The sequence below is a fragment of the Kitasatospora sp. NPDC093679 genome (genome assembly GCF_040683455.1).
Lineage (GTDB): Bacteria > Actinomycetota > Actinomycetes > Streptomycetales > Streptomycetaceae > Kitasatospora > Kitasatospora arboriphila.
Window position 1 is genome coordinate 1 of sequence record NZ_JBFBDW010000041.1, and the last position, 19,938, is coordinate 19,938.

Consider the following 19,938-nt stretch of genomic DNA (forward strand, 5'->3'; position numbering starts at 1 on the left):
TGCGCAGTCCGGGATCGGGCATCGTGACGAATCCGGGCCGAGCCCTGGTTCGTACGGTGAGCCCCATCCGGACCGCGCAGTTCCCCGCGCCCCTGGCGTTCTCGCCTACCTGGCCGGAGGCCGGTCGCAGCGGCGGGTTTCGACGCGGGCGTTGGCCCCGACGGGCAGCTTCGCGGCCCAGTGCAGCGCCTCCTCCTCGGAGGCGACGTCGACGATCCACAGGCCGCCGAGCTCCAGGACGCCGGCGGCTGCGCGTTCCTCGCCCTCGGCGGCGGTGGGGCGGGCGAGTTTGGCGCCGTAGACGATCCGGACGCCGGCTTCGGCGAGTTCCCGGCCGAAGGCGCGGTTGGCGGTGAACCGCTCCTCGCGTTCGGCGGGCGTCATGGCGTCCCAGTCGGTCTCCTGGCCGAAGACCAGCAGTGCGTACTCCATCTCCGTCCTTCCCGGTTCACATCTGGCGGCTGGCGAGGCGGGCGAACAGGCCGTCCCGGTCGGCGAGCAGTTCTTCGTAGCGGCCCTGCTGGACGACCCGGCCCTGGTCCATGACGATGATGCGGTCGGCCTCGGCCACGGTGGAGAGCCGGTGGGCGATGACCACGCGGGTGGCGTTGAGCCGGCGGGTGGATTCGGTGACGAGGCGCTGGGTGGGGTTGTCGAGGGCGCTGGTGGCTTCGTCGAAGAAGACGATGCGGGGGCGCGAGACCAGCGCACGGGCGATCATGAGGCGTTGCCGCTGGCCGCCGCTGAGGGTGCTGGTGCCTTCGGAGAGCACGGTGTTCATGCCCATGGGCATGGCCGCGATGTCCTTGTCGATGCCGGCCATCTCGGCGGCGGCCCAGGCGTCGTCGAGGGTGTGGTTGGTGGAGCCGACGATGTTGGCCTTGATGTCGCCGGCGAGCAGTGCGCCGTGCTGCAGGACGACGCCGCACTGGCGGCGGACGGCGGAGACCTCGAGTTCGCCGAGGTCCTGTCCGTCGTAGAGGACGGTGCCGCTCTCCGGCTTCTCGAAGCCGAGGAGGAGCCGCAGCACGGTCGACTTGCCGCTGCCGGACGGGCCGACGAGGGCGACGAACTCGCCGGGTTCGATGCCGAGGGTGACGTCCTGGAGGGCGGCGGGGCCGTCCTGGCCGTAGCGGAAGGTGACGTGGCTGAGCCCGATCCGGCCGGACAGGTCGCCGGGGTCGGCCTTGGAGTCGTCGACCTCGGGCCTGGCCTCCAGGATCGGCCGGAGCCGTTCCAGCATCGGCACGACGCCCATGGCGGTGACGGCGGCGGAGGTGAACTGCAGGCTGGAGGCGATCAGCAGGTTGAAGGCGGTGAAGAAGGAGAGGAAGACCGGCACGGGCACGCTGCCGTCCAGCGGTCCGGCGATGACGCCGAAGACGACCACCGAACACACCAGCGGGAAGCCGGCGTTGAAGGTGGTGACGGCGTTCTGCACCCGGCGCGAGTAGGCGGCCAGGCCGCGGCCGCGGCCGAACTCGCCGGCCCAGACGCCGAACACCCGGTCCTCGGCGGCGGTGACCCGCAGTTTGGGCACGGCGGTGAGCAGTTGGAAGACCCGCGAGGACATCGCCTGCTCGTGCGCGTACAGCTTGCGCTGCCAGCGGACCTCCACCCGGCCGGCGACCAGGCCGAAGCCGACGCCGACCAGGACGAGGGCGGTCGCGAGGCCGGCCAGCCGCAGGTCGTAGAAGTAGACCAGGACGAGGTTGGCGAGCCCGGTGAACAGGCCGAGGGTGGCCGTGGTCATCATCCCGGAGAGGGTCTCCTGGGCGGCGCTCACGCCGAGGACGGTGGTGCCGAGTTCGCCGGTGGAGTACGAGGAGAAGAACGAGGCGGGCAGGGACAGCAGTCGCGTCCAGACGCCGACCTGCATGGCCGCGGTGGAGCGGCTCTCGATCCGCAGCACGGCGATGTTCTGGACGACGGAGAGCGCGGCGACGGCCATCGCGGAGCCGATCACCACGACCGCGCCCTCGGTGATGAGGTTGCGCTGGGCGTGCGCGACGAAGGTGCCGAGCACCTCGCCGGTCATCACCGGGACGAGCAGGCCGACGACCGCGACCAGGGCGGCCATCAGCGAGAACATCCACAGGTCGCGGCGGTTGTTGCGGAGCCCGAAGCGGAGCAGTCCGCCGACGCTGCGCACGCTCGCCGGCAGCGGCCGGTACAGCACGGTGGCCTTGTTCTGCAGCTCGGCGGCGAGCGCGGGGGTGAGCGGGGTGACGGTGCCCTGGTCGGCGAGCACGTACCGGCCGCCGACCGGCAGCAGGGCGACCGCCCGGCCGGTCTTGCGGTAGCCGACCATCGGGCCGAGGTCCTGCTGCCACCAGCGGCCGTCCAGCCGGACGGAGCGGGTGCGCACCCCGGAGGCCAGGGCGATGGCCTGCAGGTCGTCGAGGTTGCGGTCGTGGCCGTTGCCGGCGACCGGCGGGCGCACGGTGAAGCCCTGCTGGGCGGCGACCAGCCGGGTGGCGGCGAGGGTCGGCGGGTCGCCGGCGGCGTCGGCGATCCGCAGCCGCGAGGAGGTGTCGCGGACGACCGTCTCGAAGCCGCGGGCGGAGTGCGCGAGGGTGCCGGCGTCGCGCTCCCGGCGGGCGGCGATCAGTTCGGTCTCGGCGGTGCGCCGGGCCTCGATCCGGCGGTCGACGGCGGCGAGCAGCCGTCCGCAGTGCACCACCAGCCGCTCCCACAGCACGCCCCGGTCGAGCAGTTCGCGCGACGAGCGGGCGCGGACGGTGGCCGGGCCGGGGGCGACCAGCCAGTCCCGTTCGGTGAGGCAGACCCAGGCGCCGGGGCCGAGTGCGGCGGTGTCGTCGCCGGCCGTGTCGCCGGGCAGGTCGACGCCGCCCTCCTCGACGCACACCCACTGGACGCCGTCCACCGAGCGCAGTGCCTGGCCCTTCTTGAGGGCGGTCGGGCCGTCGGTGGCGAGCGGGGTGAAGTCGCGCGGCGGCAGGGTGTCGCGCAGCGCGCCGGCCAGGGCGGTGATGCCGCCGGCCAGTCCGGCGAGGAACTGGTCGACGGCCCGCTGCTGTTCGGCCTCGGGCAGGGCCCGGACGGCGGCGCCGGCCGCGGTGCCGCACTCCCGGCCGCGGGCGGACAGCCCCTCGACCCGGGCGGTGGGCAGGAAGGCGACCTCGGCGCCGAGCACCGGCCGGGCGGCGATGCCGTGGGCGGAGCCCTCGGGTGCGCCGGGCAGCAGGGTGCCGGCCTCGACCCGGCACAGGAAGTGCCAGCGGCCGACGGGCCCGCGGTCGGTGAGCTTGACGGCGAACAGGTCGACGGCGCCGGTCTGCACGAGCAGCATCCGGCGCGGGTCGTCGAGCACCAGGACGCGGTCGGCCCGCGGGTCGACCGGTTCGGCCGCGGCGGTGAAGAAGTCGGCGAAGGCCCGTGGTGCCGTGGTCGGTTCCGCGGGGGCCGGGGCGGTGGTCACAGCTCGTCCTCCTCCTCGCGCCGGGCGGACTCGATGAGCGCGGTGTAGTGCCCGCCGAGCGCCAACAGCTCGTCGTGGGTGCCGCGTTCGACGATCTCCCCCTGGTCCAGCACGATGATCTCGTCGGCGTCGCGGACCGTGGAGAGCCGGTGCGCGATGGTCAGGCAGGCGCAGCCGCGCCGCCGCAGGTTGTCCATGATCACGCGCTCGGTCTCCGGGTCGAGCGCGCTGGTGGCCTCGTCCAGCACCAGCAGGGTCGGCCGGCCGGCGAGGGCGCGGGCGAGCTCCAGCCGCTGGCGCTGGCCGCCGCTGAAGTTGCGGCCGCCCTCCAGGACGGGGCTGTGCACGCCGCCGGGCCTGGTCATCACGGTGTCGAAGACGGCGGCGTCGTGCAGCGCGGCGGTGACGGCGTCGTCGGGGACGTCGTCGTTCCACAGCGTCAGGTTGTCGCGGACGGTGCCCTCGAAGAGCGAGATGTCCTGGTCGACGTAGGCGAGCGAGGCGGCGAGCACGGTCCGGGAGATCTCCTCGCGGGGGCGGCCGTCCAGCAGGACGCGGCCCTCCCACGGGGTGTAGAGGCCGGTGAGCAGCCGTCCCAGGGTGGACTTGCCGCTGCCGGAGCCGCCGACCACCGCGATCCGGCGGCCGGGGACGACGGTCAGGTTCAGGTCCTTGATCACCGGCTCGGAGAGCGGGCTGTAGCCGAAGGTGACGTGCTCGAAGACGAGTTCGCCCTCCAGCTTGGCGCCGGGCGGCGGCTCGGGGGCGGCGAAACAGGCCGCCACCGGGTACCGCTCGACGTCGTAGAGCCGCTTGATGTCGGCGGTGACGTCCTGCAGCCGGCCGCCCAGGTTGGTGAGTTGCGCGACCGGGCGGCTGAGCGCGGCGAGCAGGGTCTGGAAGGAGACCAGCAGGCCGACGCTCATCGCGCCGTCCACCACGCGCTGGCCGCCTACCAGCAGGATCAGGCCGCTGTTGAGGGCGGCCAGCATCGGCGGCACCACCGTCAGCACGGCGCTGGGGATGCCCAGCTTCTGCTTGGCGGTGTCCACCTTGGCGAGGAAGCCCGCCCAGCGGCTGAAGGCGTCCGGCTCGGCGCCGGTGGCCTTGACCGTCTCGATCAGGGAGAGCGTGGTGAAGGTGGTGGCGGTCAGGTTGCCGCGGTCGGTGCGCAGCGCGGCGACCGCGTCGGTGCGCGAGCGGGCCACGGCCTGCAGCACCACCACGTTGAGCAGCGCCATGCCGACGCCGACCACGCCCAGCAGGACGTCGTAGCGGACGAGCACCGCGGCGTAGAACAGCACCAGGCCGAGGTTGATGACGGTCAGCGCGACGTCGCGGGAGAGGATCTCGGCGACCACGTCGTTGCCGGCCACCCGCTTGGCGACCTCGGCCGGCCGCCGCTGCAGGAAGAAGTCCACCGGCAGCCGCAGCAGGTGGCGGAAGAACCGGGCCGAGCTGACCATGCCCATCCGGATCTCCAGCCGCAGCAGGTAGTGCCGCTGGACGGAGGTGAGCACGAAGACGGCGAGCGCGGTGGTGGTCATGGCGGCCAGCAGCGGCAGGAGGTAGCCGCTGCCGCTGCCGGCCAGGACCCGGTCGATGAAGACCCGGGTGTACGCGGGCACCGCGATGCCGGGCACCACCAGCAGCAGGCTGGCGAGCAGCACCAGCGGCATGGCGCGTCCGGAGGGCAGCCGCCGCTCCAGCAAGGCGCGGCCGACGCCGCCGCGGCTGCCGCCGGGGACGAACTCGGGGCCCTTCTCGAAGGACAGCACGATCCCGGTGAACCCGGAGTCGAACTCCTCCCACTCCATCAGCCGCGGTCCGCTGGCCGGGTCGTTGACGGCGACGACGGTGCGCCCGTAGCGGGTGCGCACCCCCTCGACGACCATGAAGTGCTGGAAGGCCCAGAAGATGATGACCGGGCCGGTGAGGTCCTTCAGCCGGTCGGCCTCGGTCTGGTAGCCGCGGGCGGTGAGCCCGTAGGTACGGGCGGCGGAGAGCAGCGTGGAGGCGCGGGCGCCGTCCCGGGAGACGCCGCAGACGCCGCGCAGGTCCTCCAGCGGGACGTGCCGCCCGTGGTACGCGAGGATCATCGCCAGGCTGGCGGCGCCGCACTCCACGGACTCCATCTGCAGCACCGTGGGCACGGCGTGCCGCCAGCGGCGCGGGGTGCGCTGCCGGTCGGCGCGGGGCGGGCGCCGCCCGGGCCTGCGTCGGCGGCGGCGCTCCTCGGGCGGTGCGGGGGCGGCCCCCGGGACGGTGGTCGTCATCGCGCGCCCCCTCAGCGGCCGAGGATCAGGTTGAACGGGGTCTGCCGGCCGACGTTGATCGTGGCGGTGACCGAGACCTGGGTGGTCAGCGGGGTCGGCGGGCCACTCTGCGAGGTCCAGGCGAAGCCCGTCCGGGTGGCCGCGTCGGGCACCAGGTCGACCACGACCAGCCGCGGCGGCGAGCCGTCCAGGTAGCGCTGCGCGGCGAGGTCGCCGCCGACCAGGCCGGAGACGGCCTCCCGGGTGAGCGCGTACGGGCTGACCGAGCTGACCGTGCCGCGCAGCAGGCCGAAGGCACCGGCCGGGGCGGTGGACACCGACAGGTCGACGTCCATGCCGGGGGCGAGCGCGGTGGCCCGGGCGGCCGGCACGAAGACCATGGCGACCATCCGGTCCTGCGCGGTGTCGGTGCGCTCGACCGAGGCGATCGGCGCGCCGGGCGCGACGACCTGGCCGTCCGTCACGGACAGGCCGACGACGTGGCCGCCGAACGGGCTGGTCACCTCGCGGCTGTGCCCCTCGGCGTCCTCGATGCGCACCACGGTCTGGCCGAGCCGCACCTGGTCGGCGGGCCGGGTCAGCACCGAGCGGACCATCCCGGCGAACGGGCTCTGGATCAGCGCGGTGCCGCTCGGGCGGGTGAGCAGGCCGGGGGCGTCCACGGTGATCGGGATCCGGCCGGCGAAGGTCCACAGGACGGCGGCGCTCATGGTGATCAGCACGACGAACAGCGCGACCCAGCCCCGCGGTGCCGCCAGCAGGGTCGGCGAGTCCAACTCGTCCGGCTCCCGCATCCGCTGCAGGGCCTTGAAACGGAACTTCACCGGCCCACCCCCCTCGTGTCCGTCATCTCTTGGTCTCTCTCCTGGGCACGCCGACGTCGGTGCGGAGCGTGCCGGGCCTGCTGCCGAGGATCAGTTCGCCGACCGTGCCCTCGGTGAAGAAGTCGATGCCGCTCGCGGTCGCGAAGTCGCCGGCGTCGCCGCCGCCGAGGCCGCACACCGCGAGGTCCATGGCGGTGCCGACCAGGTAGAGCGTCTGGTAGAGCGCACCCACGTGCTTGAGGATCAGCGGGTAGGCGACCGTCTCGTACTTCCACATCACCCGGCCGAAGCGGGCGGTGACCAGCAGCACCACCTGCGGGTCCGCCTTCATCAGGGCGGCCTCGCGGGCGTTCGCGACCAGCGCCGCGGTGGCCGGGGACGGCTCGGCGACCAGCTCCAGCTCGTGCCGGTCGGTGGCGTAGTGCCACAGTCCGGGCCGCAGCCCCGCGCAGTTGGTCACCAGCGGGTAGACCTCCAGCTCGTGGACGGCCCCGCCGCTCGGGTACGGCCGGTCGGCGAGCTCCTGACCGTCCCCGCCGGTGAAGGTCTGCCGGCGGCGCATCGCCCGGTAGAGCAGCTCGCCGAGCCGGTCCGCGGTCAGCGGCGCCCCGTCGTCGTGCTCGCGGACGGAACGCCGTTCCTCCAGCACCTCGGTGAACGGCCGGTCCGCCCGGGCCGCCGCCGCCAGGTCCGGCACGGCCAGTGCGACCTTCTCGCCGGGGAACGGCGGAGGCGAGGCCGGATCGGGCCCGAACCGGTCGCCGAAGCGGTAGGTGCCGCCGTAGCCGGCCGAGGCGGTCGGCCGTCGGGTCCGGGAGTGGAAGGCGAGGTCGGCGGCGGTCCACTGGGCGAACCGCTGCTCGTCCGCCTCCGGCTCCTGCCCCGGCGCGCCGTAGGCCAGCAGCCCGGCGGCGGTGAACAGCCGCAGGGTCTGCCGGACGGCCTCCAGCGGCAGTTCCCCGGGCAGCCGGGCGAGCCCGGCCGGGGTCGTCCAGTCGGCGAGCGCGGCCAGCAGCCCGGCGGCCCGCGGACCGAGCTCGACGGCGAGCGGGCTGCCCGGCGAGCGGACCAGCAGCGCGCCGTCCTCGGGCGCCGCGGACGCGAACCGGGAGAGCTTGACCTGCCCGGTCGGGTCCGGGGTCGGTCCGGGCTCGGCCGCGCCGCGGCCGATCGGCCGCAGCCGGGCCAGCGGCTCCTCGCCGTCCTCCGCGGCCAGGTGCACCGCGTGCTCCAGCAGGCCGGCCAGGCCGAGCCGGCGCCGGGTCAGCTGCCAGCGCATCAGCCCGGCGTCGCCGTCCCGGCCGGCCACCAGGGCGGCCAGCTCCTCCTCCGTCCGCTCGCCGGCGGCCAGCGCGGCCACCGCCTCGCGGGCACCGGCCAGCAGGTCGGGCAGGTCGAGGGCGCCCACCGGGGCGGTGAGCCGCAGACCGCGGGCCCCGGACGGGGCGGCCGAGGCGTCGCGGCGCAGCCGCACCCGGCGGACGGCGCGGGCGCCGGCGACCTGCCCGGCGGGTTCGAGAACTGTGGTCATGGTGTGCCCCCGCGGCCTAGAAGAAGACGTTCTTCGGGTTGAGCTGCTCCTCGGCGTGCGGGGCGGCGAGCGCGCCCTGCCGCACCGGCACGTCGTACAGCCGGCCCGGGGCGAGGCGGCGCCAGAAGTGCCGCATGCCGGGGGCGATCACCTTGACCACGCTGAGGTCGAGGTCGGGGCGGCTCTGGTCGAGCACGATGACCTCGATGCCGCAGGCGCGGGCCCGCTCCACGCAGTCCCGGACGTGGTCGGCGAGGTCGTCACCGGCCGGCGGGGTGAAGTCGCCGAGGGCGGTGGGCCGCAGGCCCTCGCCGGGCAGCAGCCACGGCTCGGCGGCGACCGTGGCCGTCCTGCACCACTCCAGGGTCTCCAGGTCGTCGGTGCGGTAGAGGGTGGCCCCGTTCTCGTCCCGGCGGTCGACGAACGGCAGGAACTGGTTGACCTCGGTGAGCGCGCGGATCGCGGCGATCCGGGCGTCCGGGTGGGCGCCGAAGCCGACCATCACGTCCTCGACCTCGTGCCGGCGGCGGGAGATCGCCGCGAAGGTCGGCACCCCCAGGTCGGAGGTGAGGTCGAGCACCCACAGGTCGCGGTCGACGGAGTCGTAGAAGGCGCGCATCGTCGCCACGTACGGGTCGTTCAGCGAGTCCAGGTCGAACTCCGGGCGCGGCAGCCGGTTGTACCACCACAGGGCGACGGCGTCCCGCTCGACGACCTCGCAGAAGCCCTGCAGGATCGCCTCCTCCAGGGTGTTGCCGCTGGCGCAGCCGTTGGAGTCGCCGACGCAGTAGAAGTGCTCGGCGAGGTCCGGGTGGCCGTACCAGGCGTAGCCGGAGGGGATCAGCCGCTCGCTGTCGTGGGTGAGCGACCAGGCGCGCGACCAGTCGAGTTCGGCGTCGACCGGGAAGGGGTCCGGCACCAGGTGCAGCCGGTGCGTCGGGACGGCGTTCCACTCGGCGCGGCCCGCGAACTGGGCCTCGGAGAAAAGCAGCAGGTCGTCCATGTGGACGGCGACCGCCGGGTCGAGGTCCCGGTAGGCGGCCCGGACGACCGGCTCCTCGCCGCGCCACACCGCCGAGTAGCGCTCGATGGCCTCGCAGACGGCGCTGACCTTGGCCTGGATCTCCGAGCGGCCCTTGCCGCCGCTCTGGCCGCGCATGTTGCGGCGCAGCAGGTCCATGTTGTCGTTCACCATGGCGAAGTTGTGGCCGGCGGTGAAGCTGTAGGTGATGCCGTTGCCGGTGTCCTCGTGCGCGCCCAGCCGGGTGATCGCGCCGAGCTGCGGGCTGATGTGGTGCTTCAGCCGGTCGTAGGTGAACTCCGGCGCCTGGATCCGGTACCCGCCGTCCGTGGTGTGCCGGGCCGGGCTCGGCGACAGCACCACCTTGGGGCTGCGCTCGGCGATCAGGCCCGGGTCGCCGCAGCTCGGGCACTGCGGCTGCCGGACGAGGACGTGCTCGGTGGTCTGCAGGGTCCCCAGGTCGAGGCTGACCATCCGGCCGTCGAGCGCGGCGGAGCCGCCGGTGGCGAGGATCCGGCCGGCCTCGGCGGCGAGCAGCTGGCCGAGCAGGGCCGGGCCGGCGGGGATCGCCGAGCGCACCGGGTGCAGCGGGGCGGACTCGCCGCGCTTGCCGGCCAGGTACCGCTGGACCTGCCGGTTGCCGCTGATCCGCTGGGCGATGCAGGTCCAGCAGCCGGTGCTACCGGGGCGCAGCAGCGGGCCGAGCCAGGGGCTGGTGCCGGTCGGGCGGGCCAGCAGCCAGGGCCGGCCGTCGGCGAGCCGGGCGGTGTTGATCCGGCCGAGCGCCGGGTCGAGGTAGTCGTCGGTCAGCGCGACCACCAGGGCGTCCCCGCCGGCGGCGACCGCCTCGTCCTCGCCGACGGCCCTGGCGCGCAGGCCGGTCGCGGCGAGCGCGTCCACCACGGGAGCCGGGTCGGTGGCGCCGAGCGCCACCACCAGCAGCTCGGTGGCCGCGGCGGCGGCGAGCACCGCGGCCGGGTCGACGCCCTGGGCGTCCCAGTGGGCGAGCGCCTCCTCCGGCAGGTCCGGGCGGCCCTCGGCGAGGTGCCCGGCGGCCTCGTAGCGGCGCAGCGCGGTCAGCGCCTGGCCCAGCGGCACCGAGGCGCCGAGCTCCCCGAGGATCTCGGCGACGGTGCGCCGGCCGTCCAGCAGCGGCAGCAGCCGTACCGCGGCCGCGCCCGGGACGATGTAGTCCTGGCCGTCGCCGATCAGGAAGACCTTGTCGTCCACCACGTCGCTCAGAAAATGCGCCTTGAGCCGCGGACGCTCCATGTGCATCCCCCGTTTTCCCGTGAGTACCTGCCGCCGCGCATTGCCGGGGCGACCCTGCCGGTTCATTCGAACATGTCGTCAAAACGGCTGTACATACTGCAAATTCGTGTCCGGTACGGAATTACGCATCCCCGACGATTGCGTATTCCGTTCCGCCGGTACGTAGCCGTGTACGTATGCCGCCGCCCGCGTTGACAGCCCCTCGGGCGCAGGGATACTGGTGTGCTTGCGGACCACCGGCCCGGCACGGGCGGGGCCGCGGCGCACGGGGGGAAGCATGTCGGCGGGGAGTCTGCTGCACCGGGAACGCGAACTGGCCGACCTGGCCGAGGCCGTGGCGCAGGCGGGGGCCGGCAGCCCGGCCGTGGTGCTGATCCGCGGCCCGCGCGGCATCGGCAAGACCGCGCTGCTGCGCGCGGCCCTCGCCCGGGTGCCCGGCGAGGCGGTCGTGCTGCGCGCCCGCTGCCACGACAACGAGCGCGATTTCCCGTACGGCGTCGTCCGCCAGCTTTTTGACCCGTTCATGTCGGGATCGGGTGCCGTGCCGCAACCGGAATTCGCCGCGGAATCACCCGGCAGAATCCTCGCCGGGGCACTTCCGGACACCGCCGACGGGAGTTCGGCCGGCGGAGCGGACGCGTCCGGCGACGGGGGGGCCGGAAACGGGCGGCGGCAGGTCCTCGACAGCCTTTTCCACGCGGCCAGGTCGCTCACCAGCCGCACCCCGGTCGTCATGGCCATCGACGACCTGCACCTCGCCGACGACGCCTCCCGGCAGTGGTTCTCCTACCTCGCCCGCCGCCTCGACGGCCTCCCCGTCGCCCTGCTGGCCACCACCGCCGACGAGGCCGCCGACCCGCTCACCGCCGAACTCGGCGTCCTCGGCCACGCCCGGACGGTCGCCCCCGGACCGCTCTGCGACAGCTGCACCGCCGAACGGCTCGCCGAGGAGTTCGCCGGCCCGGTCGACCCCGAACTCGCCGCCGTCTGCCACGACCTGTCCCGCGGCAACCCCCTGGTGCTCGGCGAACTCACCGCCCGCCTGCTCGCCGACCGGACCTCCCCCGGCTCGCCCGACTTCGACGCCGTCCTGCGCACCGGCGCCGCCACCCTCGCCGACACCACCCTCAGCTGGCTGCGCGGCACCCACCCGCGGGCGATGGAGCTGCTCACCGGCCTCGCCGTGCTCGGCCCCGCCGCCGACCTCGCCACCGCCGCGCTGCTCATGGGCCAGGGCGACCTGCTCGCCGACGAGGCCCGCGAGGCACTGCGCCGCACCGACCTGGTCGACCCCGGCCCGCCGGAGGGCTTCCGGCACGAGATCGTCCGCACCGCCGTGCTCGCCCGCACCGACCCCGCCGTCCTGGTCGCCCTGCACCAGCGGGCCGCCGCGCTGCTGGTACGCCTCGGCGCCCCCGCCGTCCGCACCGCCGAACACCTGATGTCCTCCGGCGCCACCGGCCAGGACTGGGCACTGCCGGTGCTCCGCACCGCAGCCCGGGAGGCCGCCGCGGCCGGCCACTGGGACGACGCCGCCCGCTACCTGCAGCGCGCCCTCGCCGAGGCCCGCGACGAGGACCTCGTCCGCGCCCTCACCGGCCAGCTCGGCACCGTCGAACTCCACCGGGACGTCGCCGCCGGCGCCCGCTACGCGGCCGGCCTCGGCGCGGTCGCCCCGGCCGCCGAACGCGCCGCCCTGCTCGCCCCCTTCGCCAATCCGCTGCTCGCCTTCGGACCGGCGGGCGCCGACATCCCGTTCGCGGAGACCGCGGCCGCCCTCGCCGCCGCGGGCGAAACCGCCCCCGAACTGCCCGCGCTCACCGCACAGGCCCTGCTCGCCGGCCGGCACGCCGCCCTGCGGCCCGCCGTCGAGGCCCTGCGCGCCGGCGGCAGCGAGGCGGACCGCACGGCACTCACGGCCGCCCTGGCCGCGGCCACCGCCGCCGGCGGCCGGGCACCCCGACGGGCCGTCCGGCTCGCCGCCCGCGCGGTGCGCGGCACCTCGCCCGCCGAGGCCGGGGTCGCCGTGCTCGGCGCCGCCATGGCCTTCGCCTGGAGCGGCCGCCTCGACGAAGCCGCCGCCTGGGCCGGCCGGGTGGTCCGCTCCGCCCAGCGCTGGAACCACCACGGCGAGGCCGCACTCGCCCTGCTCGCCCGCTCCGACATCGCCCACCGGCAGGGCCACCTCGACGCGGCCGCCTCCGACGCCGAACGCGCCGAACAGCTCGCCGTCCGCGTCCGTGCCGACGAACTCGCCTGCGCGGCAAGGGCCCTGAAGACCCGCGCGCAACTGCGCCGCGGCGGCCCCACCGACCCGGCCGCACTCATCGCGACGGCCCTGCCCGCCGACGCCCACCCGCTGGTGCGCGCCGTGGTGCTGGAGGCCCGCGGACTCCTCGCCGCCGCCCGGGGCGACCACGCCGAAGCACTGCGGCTCTTCCTCGAATGCGGGCACCAGCTGGCCGCCCGCGGCATCGCCAACCCGGCCTGCGTGCCGTGGCGCACCCACGCCGCCCAGGCCTACCAGGCACTCGGCGAACACGCCGCCGCCCGGACCATCGCCGCCGACCCGCTGCCCGGGGCGGACGCCCGGCCGCCGCGGCCCGCGGACGGCCGCGGCCCGGCCATCGGCACCCGCGACGCCGGACCGGTCCGGCTGACGCCGAGCGAGCGACGGGTGACCGAGCTGGTGCTGCAGGGCCTCAGCAACCTGGAGGTCGCGGAGCGCCTCTGCCTCAGCAAGCGGACGGTCGACACCCACCTCGGCCGCATCTACCGCAAGCTCGCCATCAAGGGCCGCCCCGAACTCGCCGCGGCGGTCAAGGCCCTCTGAGGGCACCGCCGGGAGGTGCCCCCACGCGCCCCTGGGGTGAACCTTGCAGGCTATGCCTGGACCAGGCCGAATTCGGCGCCCCACGGGTCGCGGAGGAGGGCCGGCAGGCCGGGGCGGCCGTCGGCGGGGCGGACGGGTTCGGCGCCGAGTTCCACGGCCAGCCGGGCGGTGTCCGCGGGGTCTGCGGTGCCGAAGTGGGGCAGCCAGAGCGGGCGGCCCGCGTCGCCCTCGGTGAGCCGGGCGACGGGGGCGCCGTCGAGGTGCAGTTCCTCCTCGCCGGGTGCCGTCCGGTGGCCGAAGAGGTCGCCGTAGAAGGCGGCGGCCCGGGTGGCGTCCGGCACGCGGAGTTCGTGTCCGCTGACGGCGCCCGGTTCGTCCGCGACGACCACGCCTTCGGCCCGGTGGCCCTCCCAGAAGCCGACGGCGGCGCCGGCCGGGTCGACGGCGAGGAAGAGCCGGCCGTTGTCGCCGGCGGGTACGGGCGGCATGACGACCCGGCCGCCGGCCAGGCCGACCAGTGCGCAGGTGTGTTCGGCGTCCTTGGTGGCCAGGTAGACGTTCCACGCGGCGCGCGGCGGCGTCCCGGTCGGTGCGGCGCCGAAGCCGCCGACGATCTCGCCGCGCAGGACGGCCAGTTGGTAGCCGGGAGTCTCGGGGACGTACTCCCAGCCGAAGAGTTCGGCGTAGAAGGACTGGCTGCCCGTCAGGTCCGGAGTGATGCAGTCAGCCCAGCACGGCGTGCCGGGGGAATAGCGGGTACGTCGAGGCATGGTGCGCCCTTCTGGGTCAGTCCCTGATCGATCAGCCCGGCCGCCTCCTCGGCGCCGCTCACGCCCGGCAGTTCCAGGCGGTGGGCGGGCAGGTCGGCCGGGAGTCCGGCCGTCCCCGGCGGCCAGGCGGGTACGGTGCCGCGCCACGGGGTCAGCCGGACCCCTTCGTCGGTGCCGCGGCAGAGCCGGACGAGGGTCGGCGGGGCGGGTCTGGCCCGCACCGGGACGACCGGTCCGAGGCATTCGGGCCGGACCAGCAGGATCTCGGCGCCGGTCGGCGAGGTGACGGTGCGCCAGAGCCCGTCGGGCAGGCCGGCGCCGCGCAGCCAGCCGGCGGGTCTGCCGCGCACCTCCAGCGGTGCCAGGTACGGCAGCACCTGGCCGGTGCGGCGGTCCACGACGAGCAGCCGGCCGGAGACGAACTCCCAGGAGCGGTGCGCGAGGGCGGCCGCCACGTTGGCCTGCTCGGCGTAGGGGCCGCCGATCAGGGCGACGGTGGTGGCGCCCCGGGCGAGCACCACCGCCTGCACGAGGTGGAAGCGGTCCGCCAGCACCGCGAACGGCGGCAGCGGCGGCGGCACGTTGCCCCAGCCGCGGAAGGCCCGCCGCAGCAGCGGTGTGCCGTCGCCGCGGCGGACGAGGAATTCGCCGGTTCCGGCGGTGCCGCCGAACTCGACCCGCAGGTGGTCGGGGGCCGGCGGTCGACGGACGGTGTGCGGACCGAAGTGGAAGGCGACCGCGTCCCGGTCGGCGCCGTCGACGACGACGTCGATGCCGAAGAAATTCAGCACGATCGGCTCGATAACCGTCACAGCATCTCCTGGCGGATCGTTGCGCACACCGACGGTCGGCCGGTCGGCACGGCGGGGCGGAAGGGTGGTCTCACCCGTCCTGGCAGAGATTCCAGCGGCCGAGTTCGGCCGCGGCGCGCAGTGCGCGCCGGCAGAGGTCGGTGCCGGCCGCGTCGGCGGCGCAGGGGCTGGTGCCCGTGTAGAAGAGCACCACGTCGGTCCGGCCCGGACGGGGGACGACGGTCAGGTGCTCGAGTCCGCTGTGCTCCTCGGCGGTGGCGCGGAGCAGGGCGGCGAGCAGGGCGGCGTCGACGACGTCGCCGGAGGCCGGCCCGACCAGGGTGGCGGTGGCCATGTGCACGTTCGTTCGGCCTCCGGCCGGTTGACGGTGGATCAGTCCCAGCGGATGTCGTCGTTGAGGACGACCTTCGGCAGCCGGGCGCCGTGCTCGATCGCCGGCAGTACCGTGCCGAGCGCGGTGCCGACCTCGGCGGAGACGGTGGCGGTGACCGCGGCCGTGCCGGCGGTCGGCGACGGACGGTGACCCGGGGCGGCCTGGGCGGAGCCGGCCAGCACCCCGAAGGAGACGGCCAGCGCGAGCAGGGCCGACCCGGCGTACCTGGTACAGGAAAGCATGATTCCCCCATGCGAATTGCTGCTTCGGAAGCGGGAACGCGGCCATTCATCGATCACGCTCCGTCATCCAACCGTGATGACGTTCCGCGCTTTACGGCCGGTCCTGGCGGAGGGGCCCGGCGGCCCCCCGACAACAAGAAGTCTGCGGGAGCCCGGAAGGTATCGGAAGGTGTTCAGGACGGCATGAAGATCTGCCTGGCAGGTTGGTGCCACGCGAATGCGCGAAGTGATCGCGGCCGATTCGGGCCGCCCCGACCATTCGGTTGTCCGGACTGTCCCGGCCCTGGCATGATCGACCGGCATCATGCCCGGCCGAGCGCCGGGACGGGGACATGGCGGCAGGTGGGGTTCGACGATGCAGGAGATCGACAGCGCGGCGCAAGCGGTCTACAGGATCATGCTGACGGACCATCGGATCGGGGTCGAGGGGCTGATGCGCAAGCTCGGCCTGACGGAGGGTCAGGTGCGTGCGGCGCTGGACCACCTGGCCGCGCTCCGCCTGCTGAGACCGTCCGACGAGGTGCCCGGCGAGGATCCGGGCGGGCTGCGGCCGGTCGACCCGAGGGTGGGCCTGCCCGCGCTGCTCCAGTACAACGAGTCGCTGCAGCAGGAGAACCAGCTCCGCTTCGAGGAGGGTCAGGCCGCCATCACCGCGCTGCTCGCCGAGTACCGCGACGAGTCGGCGAGCGAGGAGAACAACCGGATCGAGCGGCTGATCGGGATGACCACCGTCCAGGCCCGGCTGGAGGAGCTGACCTCCTCGATCTCCTCCGAGTGCCTGTCGTTCAGCCCCGGCGGCACCCAGTCCGCGACATCGCTGCAGGCCAGTCGCCCCCTGAACAGCCAGGCGCTGGGCCGGGGCGTGGTCATGCGCACCATCTACCTGGACAGCGTCCGCAAGGACCGGGCCACCACCCGGCACGCCGAATGGCTCACCGAACTCGGCGGCCAGGTGCGGACGGTGCCCGCCCTGCCGCTGCGCATGATCATCTTCGACCGGTCGGTGGCGCTGGTGCCGATCGACCCGGCCAACACCCGCAAGGGCGCCGTGCAGATCAGCTCCACCGGTGTGATCACCGCGCTGGTGTCGCTCTTCGAGCAGGTGTGGGCCGACGCCGCCCCCTTCGGCGCCCCGCGCGAGCGCGACGAGCAGGGCCTGACCCGGCAGGAGCAGGAACTGCTCCGGCTGCTCGGCCGCGGCTACACCGACGAGGCGGCCGGCAAGCACCTCGGCCTGTCGCTGCGCACCGTCCGCCGGATGATGGCCGACCTGATGGACCGGCTCGGTGCCCGCAGCCGCTTCGAGGCAGGGCTGTACGCCGGTCGCCGCGGCTGGCTCTGACCCCGCGCGCAAATCCGCGGCAAAGCCGACCGGAACGGTCGTTGAAATCGCTCTCCCCCACCGGATACGCACATGCGTACAGACGTCAGTACCGGTACGTAACACGGCAATTCAGCATGGACCGGCCGCTCGGCCCGGTGTTCCAATGGCCGGGTCGTTCGCAGGCGCCGGGGGAAATCGCCTCGTCCTGGCAGCCAGAGGAAAGAGGGAACCGTGGCCGAGCATTTCCTGTCCGCCTATCTCACCCCGCCCGGCCCGGGCGCGGTCTTCTCGGTGCGCCACGACCAGAACGTCGCGCTCTGGCGCCGCGACGGCGACCGCGTCGACCTGGTCCGGGTGTGGGAGCTGGAGCGCGTGAGCGGCCAGAAGCACCACTTCTGGCCGCTGTACACCGAGGGGCGGGCCACCGACTTCCTGGCCGCCCTGCTCGCCGAGGAGGGGCTCACCCCCGCCGAGGTCACCGCCTGCTGGGGCACGCCCGGCCTGCCCGGCGACCGCCCGGTGCCCAAGCCGTCCGGTGCCGAGGACTTCCCGGTGCACAGCCTCGCCCACCTCTTCAGCGGCATCCTGCGCGACACCCGGCTGTTCCGCGAGGAGCAGATCGTCGGCCTCGCCATCGACGCGCTGCCGGACTACGCGCAGGAGACCCGGCCCAACCGCTACTGGTACGCGGGCTGCGTGGTGAAGGCCGGTGCCGTCACCTTCCTGCCGGTGGAGTCGCCCGGGCCGCTCTACACCGCCGCCGAGACGGTCTTCGGCCTGGAGCCGGGCTCGCTGATGGCGCTGGCCTCCGCCTCCGAGACCTCGATCGCCTTCGACGCGGAGGCCGGCGTCCGGGACGTCACGTTCTTCGGCGGCTCGGCCACCCAGCCGTGGAAGGCCGCGCACGACCTCGTCCGCGAGATCGTCGCCGAGGCCGAGCGGCAGCTCGGCGGGGCCGCGCCCGACCCGGCGCTCAGCGCCGAGGACAACCTGCGCAGCGCGGTGATGAAGGTCGTCCAGCGCTGCTGCGAGGCGGTCGCGATCCGCAACGTCGAGCGCCTGCTGGAGGCCGGCGGCATCCGCGCCGAGGACACCCACCTCGCCACCACCGGCGGCTACGCGCTCAACTGCCCGACCAACACGCTGCTGATGGACCGCTTCGGCTTCCGCAGCCTGATCACCCCGCCGTGCGCCAACGACTCCGGCCAGGGCATCGGCCTCGGCCTGCTCGGCCTGTACGGCGCGGGCCTGCTGGACGGCGCCGAACTGCGGATCGACTCCGCCTACTTCGGCCGCGAGGTGCGCGACACCGAGGAGGCGCTCACCGAGTTCGCCCCCTGGATCGCCTCCGTCACCGACTTCGACCCCGAGCAGTTCGTCGCCGACGTCTCCGACGGCGTCGTGGCCTGGGTCGACGGCCGGGCCGAGCTCGGCCCGCGCGCCCTCGGCCACCGGAGCCTGCTCGGCGACCCGCGTTCCACCAAGGTCAAGGACCTCCTCAACGAGTACAAGCGCCGCCAGTGGTGGCGTCCGGTCGCCCCGATGGTGATGGCCGAGCACGCCGCCGACTGGTTCGCCTGCGACCGCGAGTCGCCGTACATGCTGGAGGCGGTGCAGGTCCGGCCCGAGGTCCGGGCGCTCGTCCCGGCGGTCGTGCACCTGGACGGCTCCGCCCGGCACCAGACCGTCACCGCCGCGTCCAACCCGCTGCTGCACCGCGCACTCGACGCCTTCCGGGCCGCCACCGGCGTGCCGGTGCTCTGCAACACCTCCCTGAACGACAAGGGCGAGGCGGTCGTCGACCAGGCCGCCGAGGCGCTGAACTTCTGCGTCCGCAAGGGCGTCGCCGTGCTCTACCTGTGCGGCCGCCGGGTCGCCCTGCGCACCGAGCCGCTGCCCGCCGCCGCGGCCCCGACCGAGCCCCGCCCGCGCGCCCTGCACCACTTCGCCGGGCAGGAGGACGACCGCGACGCGCTCTGGCAGGGCTGGCTGGACGCCGGCTACACCGTCGAGGGCATGTACCACCTGTCCCGCAGCCACGAGCTGCGCGCCGAACGCGAGCTCTCCACCCCGGAGCGGGTCAACATGCTCGCCGCCTACCGGGCCGCCGTCGACCCGTCCTTCTCGGGCCTCGCCGAGAACTTCCGGCGCACCCACGGCCCGGGCGGCTCCTTCGTCGACCCGTCCACCCTGACCGGCGCGTTCGGGGTGATCAACCCGCTGCGGCGCGGCCGCTGACCGGCACCGCCGATGCCGCGGCCCGCTCCGGTGGCGGGCCGCGGTGTCACCCGGAAGGGTGGTCCGAGGGGGCGCCCCGCGCGCACGGGGCCGGACCCGCCCCCAGGGAGGCACGATGCCCGAGGTAACCGCCCGCTACCGGCCCGGCACTCCCTGCTGGGTCGACCTGATGGCCGGGGACCAGCAGGCCGCCCTCGACTTCTACCGCGACCTGTTCGGCTGGCAGGGCGAGGTCGGGCCGGCCGAGTTCGGCGGCTACGCGATCTGTTCGCTGAACGGCCGTCCGGTGGCCGGCATCGGCCCGCAGACGGTCCCCGCGGGCGAGCCGCCGCCACCGGTCGTCTGGACGACCTACCTGGCCACCGACGACGCCGACGCCACCCGCGCCGCGGTCGACGCCGCCGGCGGCACCACGCTGATGCCGGCCGTGGACGTCGGCACCGTCGGCCGGATGCTGGTCGCCAGCGACCCGACCGGGGCCGTCTTCGGGGTCTGGCAGCCGCTGGACTTCTTCGGCGCCCACGTCGTCAACGAGCCCGGCGCCCTCACCTGGAACGACCTGCACACCAGCGACGTCGGGGCCGCCTCCGCTTTCCTCGGAGCGGTCTTCGGGGCGGAGACCGCCGAGATCGCGGGCATGCCCGGCCACCTCGGCATCAAGGTCGAGGGCCGGACGGTCGGCGGGGTCACCGGTCTGCAGACGGATCCGCCGGGCAGCCCCTCGCACTGGCGGGTCTGGTTCGCCGCCGACGACACGGACAGCACGGTCGACGCCCTGGTCAAGGCCGGCGGCACCGTCCTCGCCCCGCCCGCCGACGGCCCGGCCGGCCGCTCCGCCCTGGTCGCCGATCCGCAGGGTGCCGCCTTCGCCGTCATCACGCCGGCCTGACCCGCCGCGGCCACCGCCGGCCGCCCGCCGAACGGCTCCAACACGCCGGACCGCGAATGGGCGGCATATCGGCGGCCGAACCGGCAAGACT

The 19,938-nt window shown here is 74.7% G+C and carries 14 protein-coding genes; 4 read left to right on the top strand and 10 right to left on the bottom strand.

Annotated features, from left to right (window positions below; all coding sequences use genetic code 11):
* Window positions 1-105 precede the first annotated feature (105 nt).
* From AB0O09_RS27520 to AB0O09_RS27545, 6 genes are read right to left on the bottom strand one after another with little or no spacing between them, the layout of a single operon-like run.
* The gene (locus tag AB0O09_RS27520) at window positions 106-432 is read right to left on the bottom strand and encodes a YciI family protein (protein ID WP_363545762.1); all 327 of its coding nucleotides are present in this window, start codon (window positions 430-432) and stop codon (window positions 106-108) included.
* 16 nt (window positions 433-448) lie between these two features.
* Window positions 449-3,442, bottom strand: coding sequence for an NHLP bacteriocin export ABC transporter permease/ATPase subunit (locus tag AB0O09_RS27525; RefSeq protein ID WP_363545765.1), 2,994 nt, complete (start codon window positions 3,440-3,442; stop codon window positions 449-451).
* A complete protein-coding gene (locus AB0O09_RS27530) occupies window positions 3,439-5,718 on the bottom strand; it encodes an NHLP family bacteriocin export ABC transporter peptidase/permease/ATPase subunit (protein WP_363545768.1) in 2,280 nt (759 codons plus the stop codon). The genes AB0O09_RS27525 and AB0O09_RS27530 overlap by 4 nt, the downstream gene beginning before the upstream one ends.
* An 11-nt stretch (window positions 5,719-5,729) precedes the next feature.
* A complete protein-coding gene (locus AB0O09_RS27535) occupies window positions 5,730-6,542 on the bottom strand; it encodes an HlyD family efflux transporter periplasmic adaptor subunit (RefSeq protein WP_363545770.1) in 813 nt (270 codons plus the stop codon).
* A 22-nt stretch (window positions 6,543-6,564) separates the two neighbouring features.
* Window positions 6,565-8,073 (bottom strand): SagB family peptide dehydrogenase, encoded by a 1,509-nt coding sequence (locus tag AB0O09_RS27540; RefSeq protein WP_363545772.1) that lies wholly within the window; start codon window positions 8,071-8,073, stop codon window positions 6,565-6,567.
* 16 nt (window positions 8,074-8,089) lie between these two features.
* Window positions 8,090-10,366, bottom strand: coding sequence for a TOMM precursor leader peptide-binding protein (locus tag AB0O09_RS27545; protein ID WP_363545775.1), 2,277 nt, complete (start codon window positions 10,364-10,366; stop codon window positions 8,090-8,092).
* Window positions 10,367-10,643: 277 nt separating this feature from the next.
* On the opposite strand from AB0O09_RS27545, the gene AB0O09_RS27550 reads away from it, so the two are divergent.
* Entirely contained in the window at window positions 10,644-13,199 is a 2,556-nt protein-coding gene (locus AB0O09_RS27550) for an AAA family ATPase (RefSeq protein WP_363545778.1), read from the top strand.
* Window positions 13,200-13,249: 50 nt separating this feature from the next.
* On the opposite strand, the gene AB0O09_RS27555 is transcribed toward AB0O09_RS27550, so the two are convergent.
* The 4 genes from AB0O09_RS27555 to AB0O09_RS27570 all read right to left on the bottom strand — a co-directional run bounded on the left by AB0O09_RS27555 (window position 13,250) and on the right by AB0O09_RS27570 (window position 15,396).
* A complete protein-coding gene (locus tag AB0O09_RS27555) occupies window positions 13,250-13,969 on the bottom strand; it encodes a VOC family protein (protein WP_363545781.1) in 720 nt (239 codons plus the stop codon).
* The gene (locus tag AB0O09_RS27560; protein ID WP_363545784.1) at window positions 13,903-14,781 is read right to left on the bottom strand and encodes a hypothetical protein; all 879 of its coding nucleotides are present in this window, start codon (window positions 14,779-14,781) and stop codon (window positions 13,903-13,905) included. Before AB0O09_RS27560 ends, AB0O09_RS27555 begins: the two co-directional genes overlap by 67 nt.
* A gap of 70 nt (window positions 14,782-14,851) precedes the next feature.
* Window positions 14,852-15,115, bottom strand: coding sequence for a hypothetical protein (locus AB0O09_RS27565; protein WP_344627463.1), 264 nt, complete (start codon window positions 15,113-15,115; stop codon window positions 14,852-14,854).
* Window positions 15,116-15,153: 38 nt separating this feature from the next.
* Window positions 15,154-15,396 carry a hypothetical protein gene (locus AB0O09_RS27570; protein ID WP_363545787.1) on the bottom strand — a complete coding sequence of 81 codons (243 nt, stop codon included), beginning with the start codon at window positions 15,394-15,396 and terminating at the stop codon, window positions 15,154-15,156.
* Window positions 15,397-15,751: 355 nt separating this feature from the next.
* Between AB0O09_RS27570 and AB0O09_RS27575 the strand changes: the two genes are divergently transcribed.
* From AB0O09_RS27575 to AB0O09_RS27585, 3 genes are all read left to right on the top strand, one after another.
* On the top strand, window positions 15,752-16,738 hold the full coding sequence (locus tag AB0O09_RS27575; protein WP_363545790.1) for a helix-turn-helix transcriptional regulator: 987 nt from the start codon (window positions 15,752-15,754) through the stop codon (window positions 16,736-16,738).
* A 213-nt stretch (window positions 16,739-16,951) separates the two neighbouring features.
* Window positions 16,952-18,958 (top strand): carbamoyltransferase C-terminal domain-containing protein, encoded by a 2,007-nt coding sequence (locus tag AB0O09_RS27580; RefSeq protein ID WP_363545793.1) that lies wholly within the window; start codon window positions 16,952-16,954, stop codon window positions 18,956-18,958.
* Between the two features lie 115 nt (window positions 18,959-19,073).
* Window positions 19,074-19,847 (top strand): VOC family protein, encoded by a 774-nt coding sequence (locus AB0O09_RS27585; RefSeq protein WP_363545796.1) that lies wholly within the window; start codon window positions 19,074-19,076, stop codon window positions 19,845-19,847.
* The last annotated feature ends 91 nt before the right edge of the window (window positions 19,848-19,938 follow it).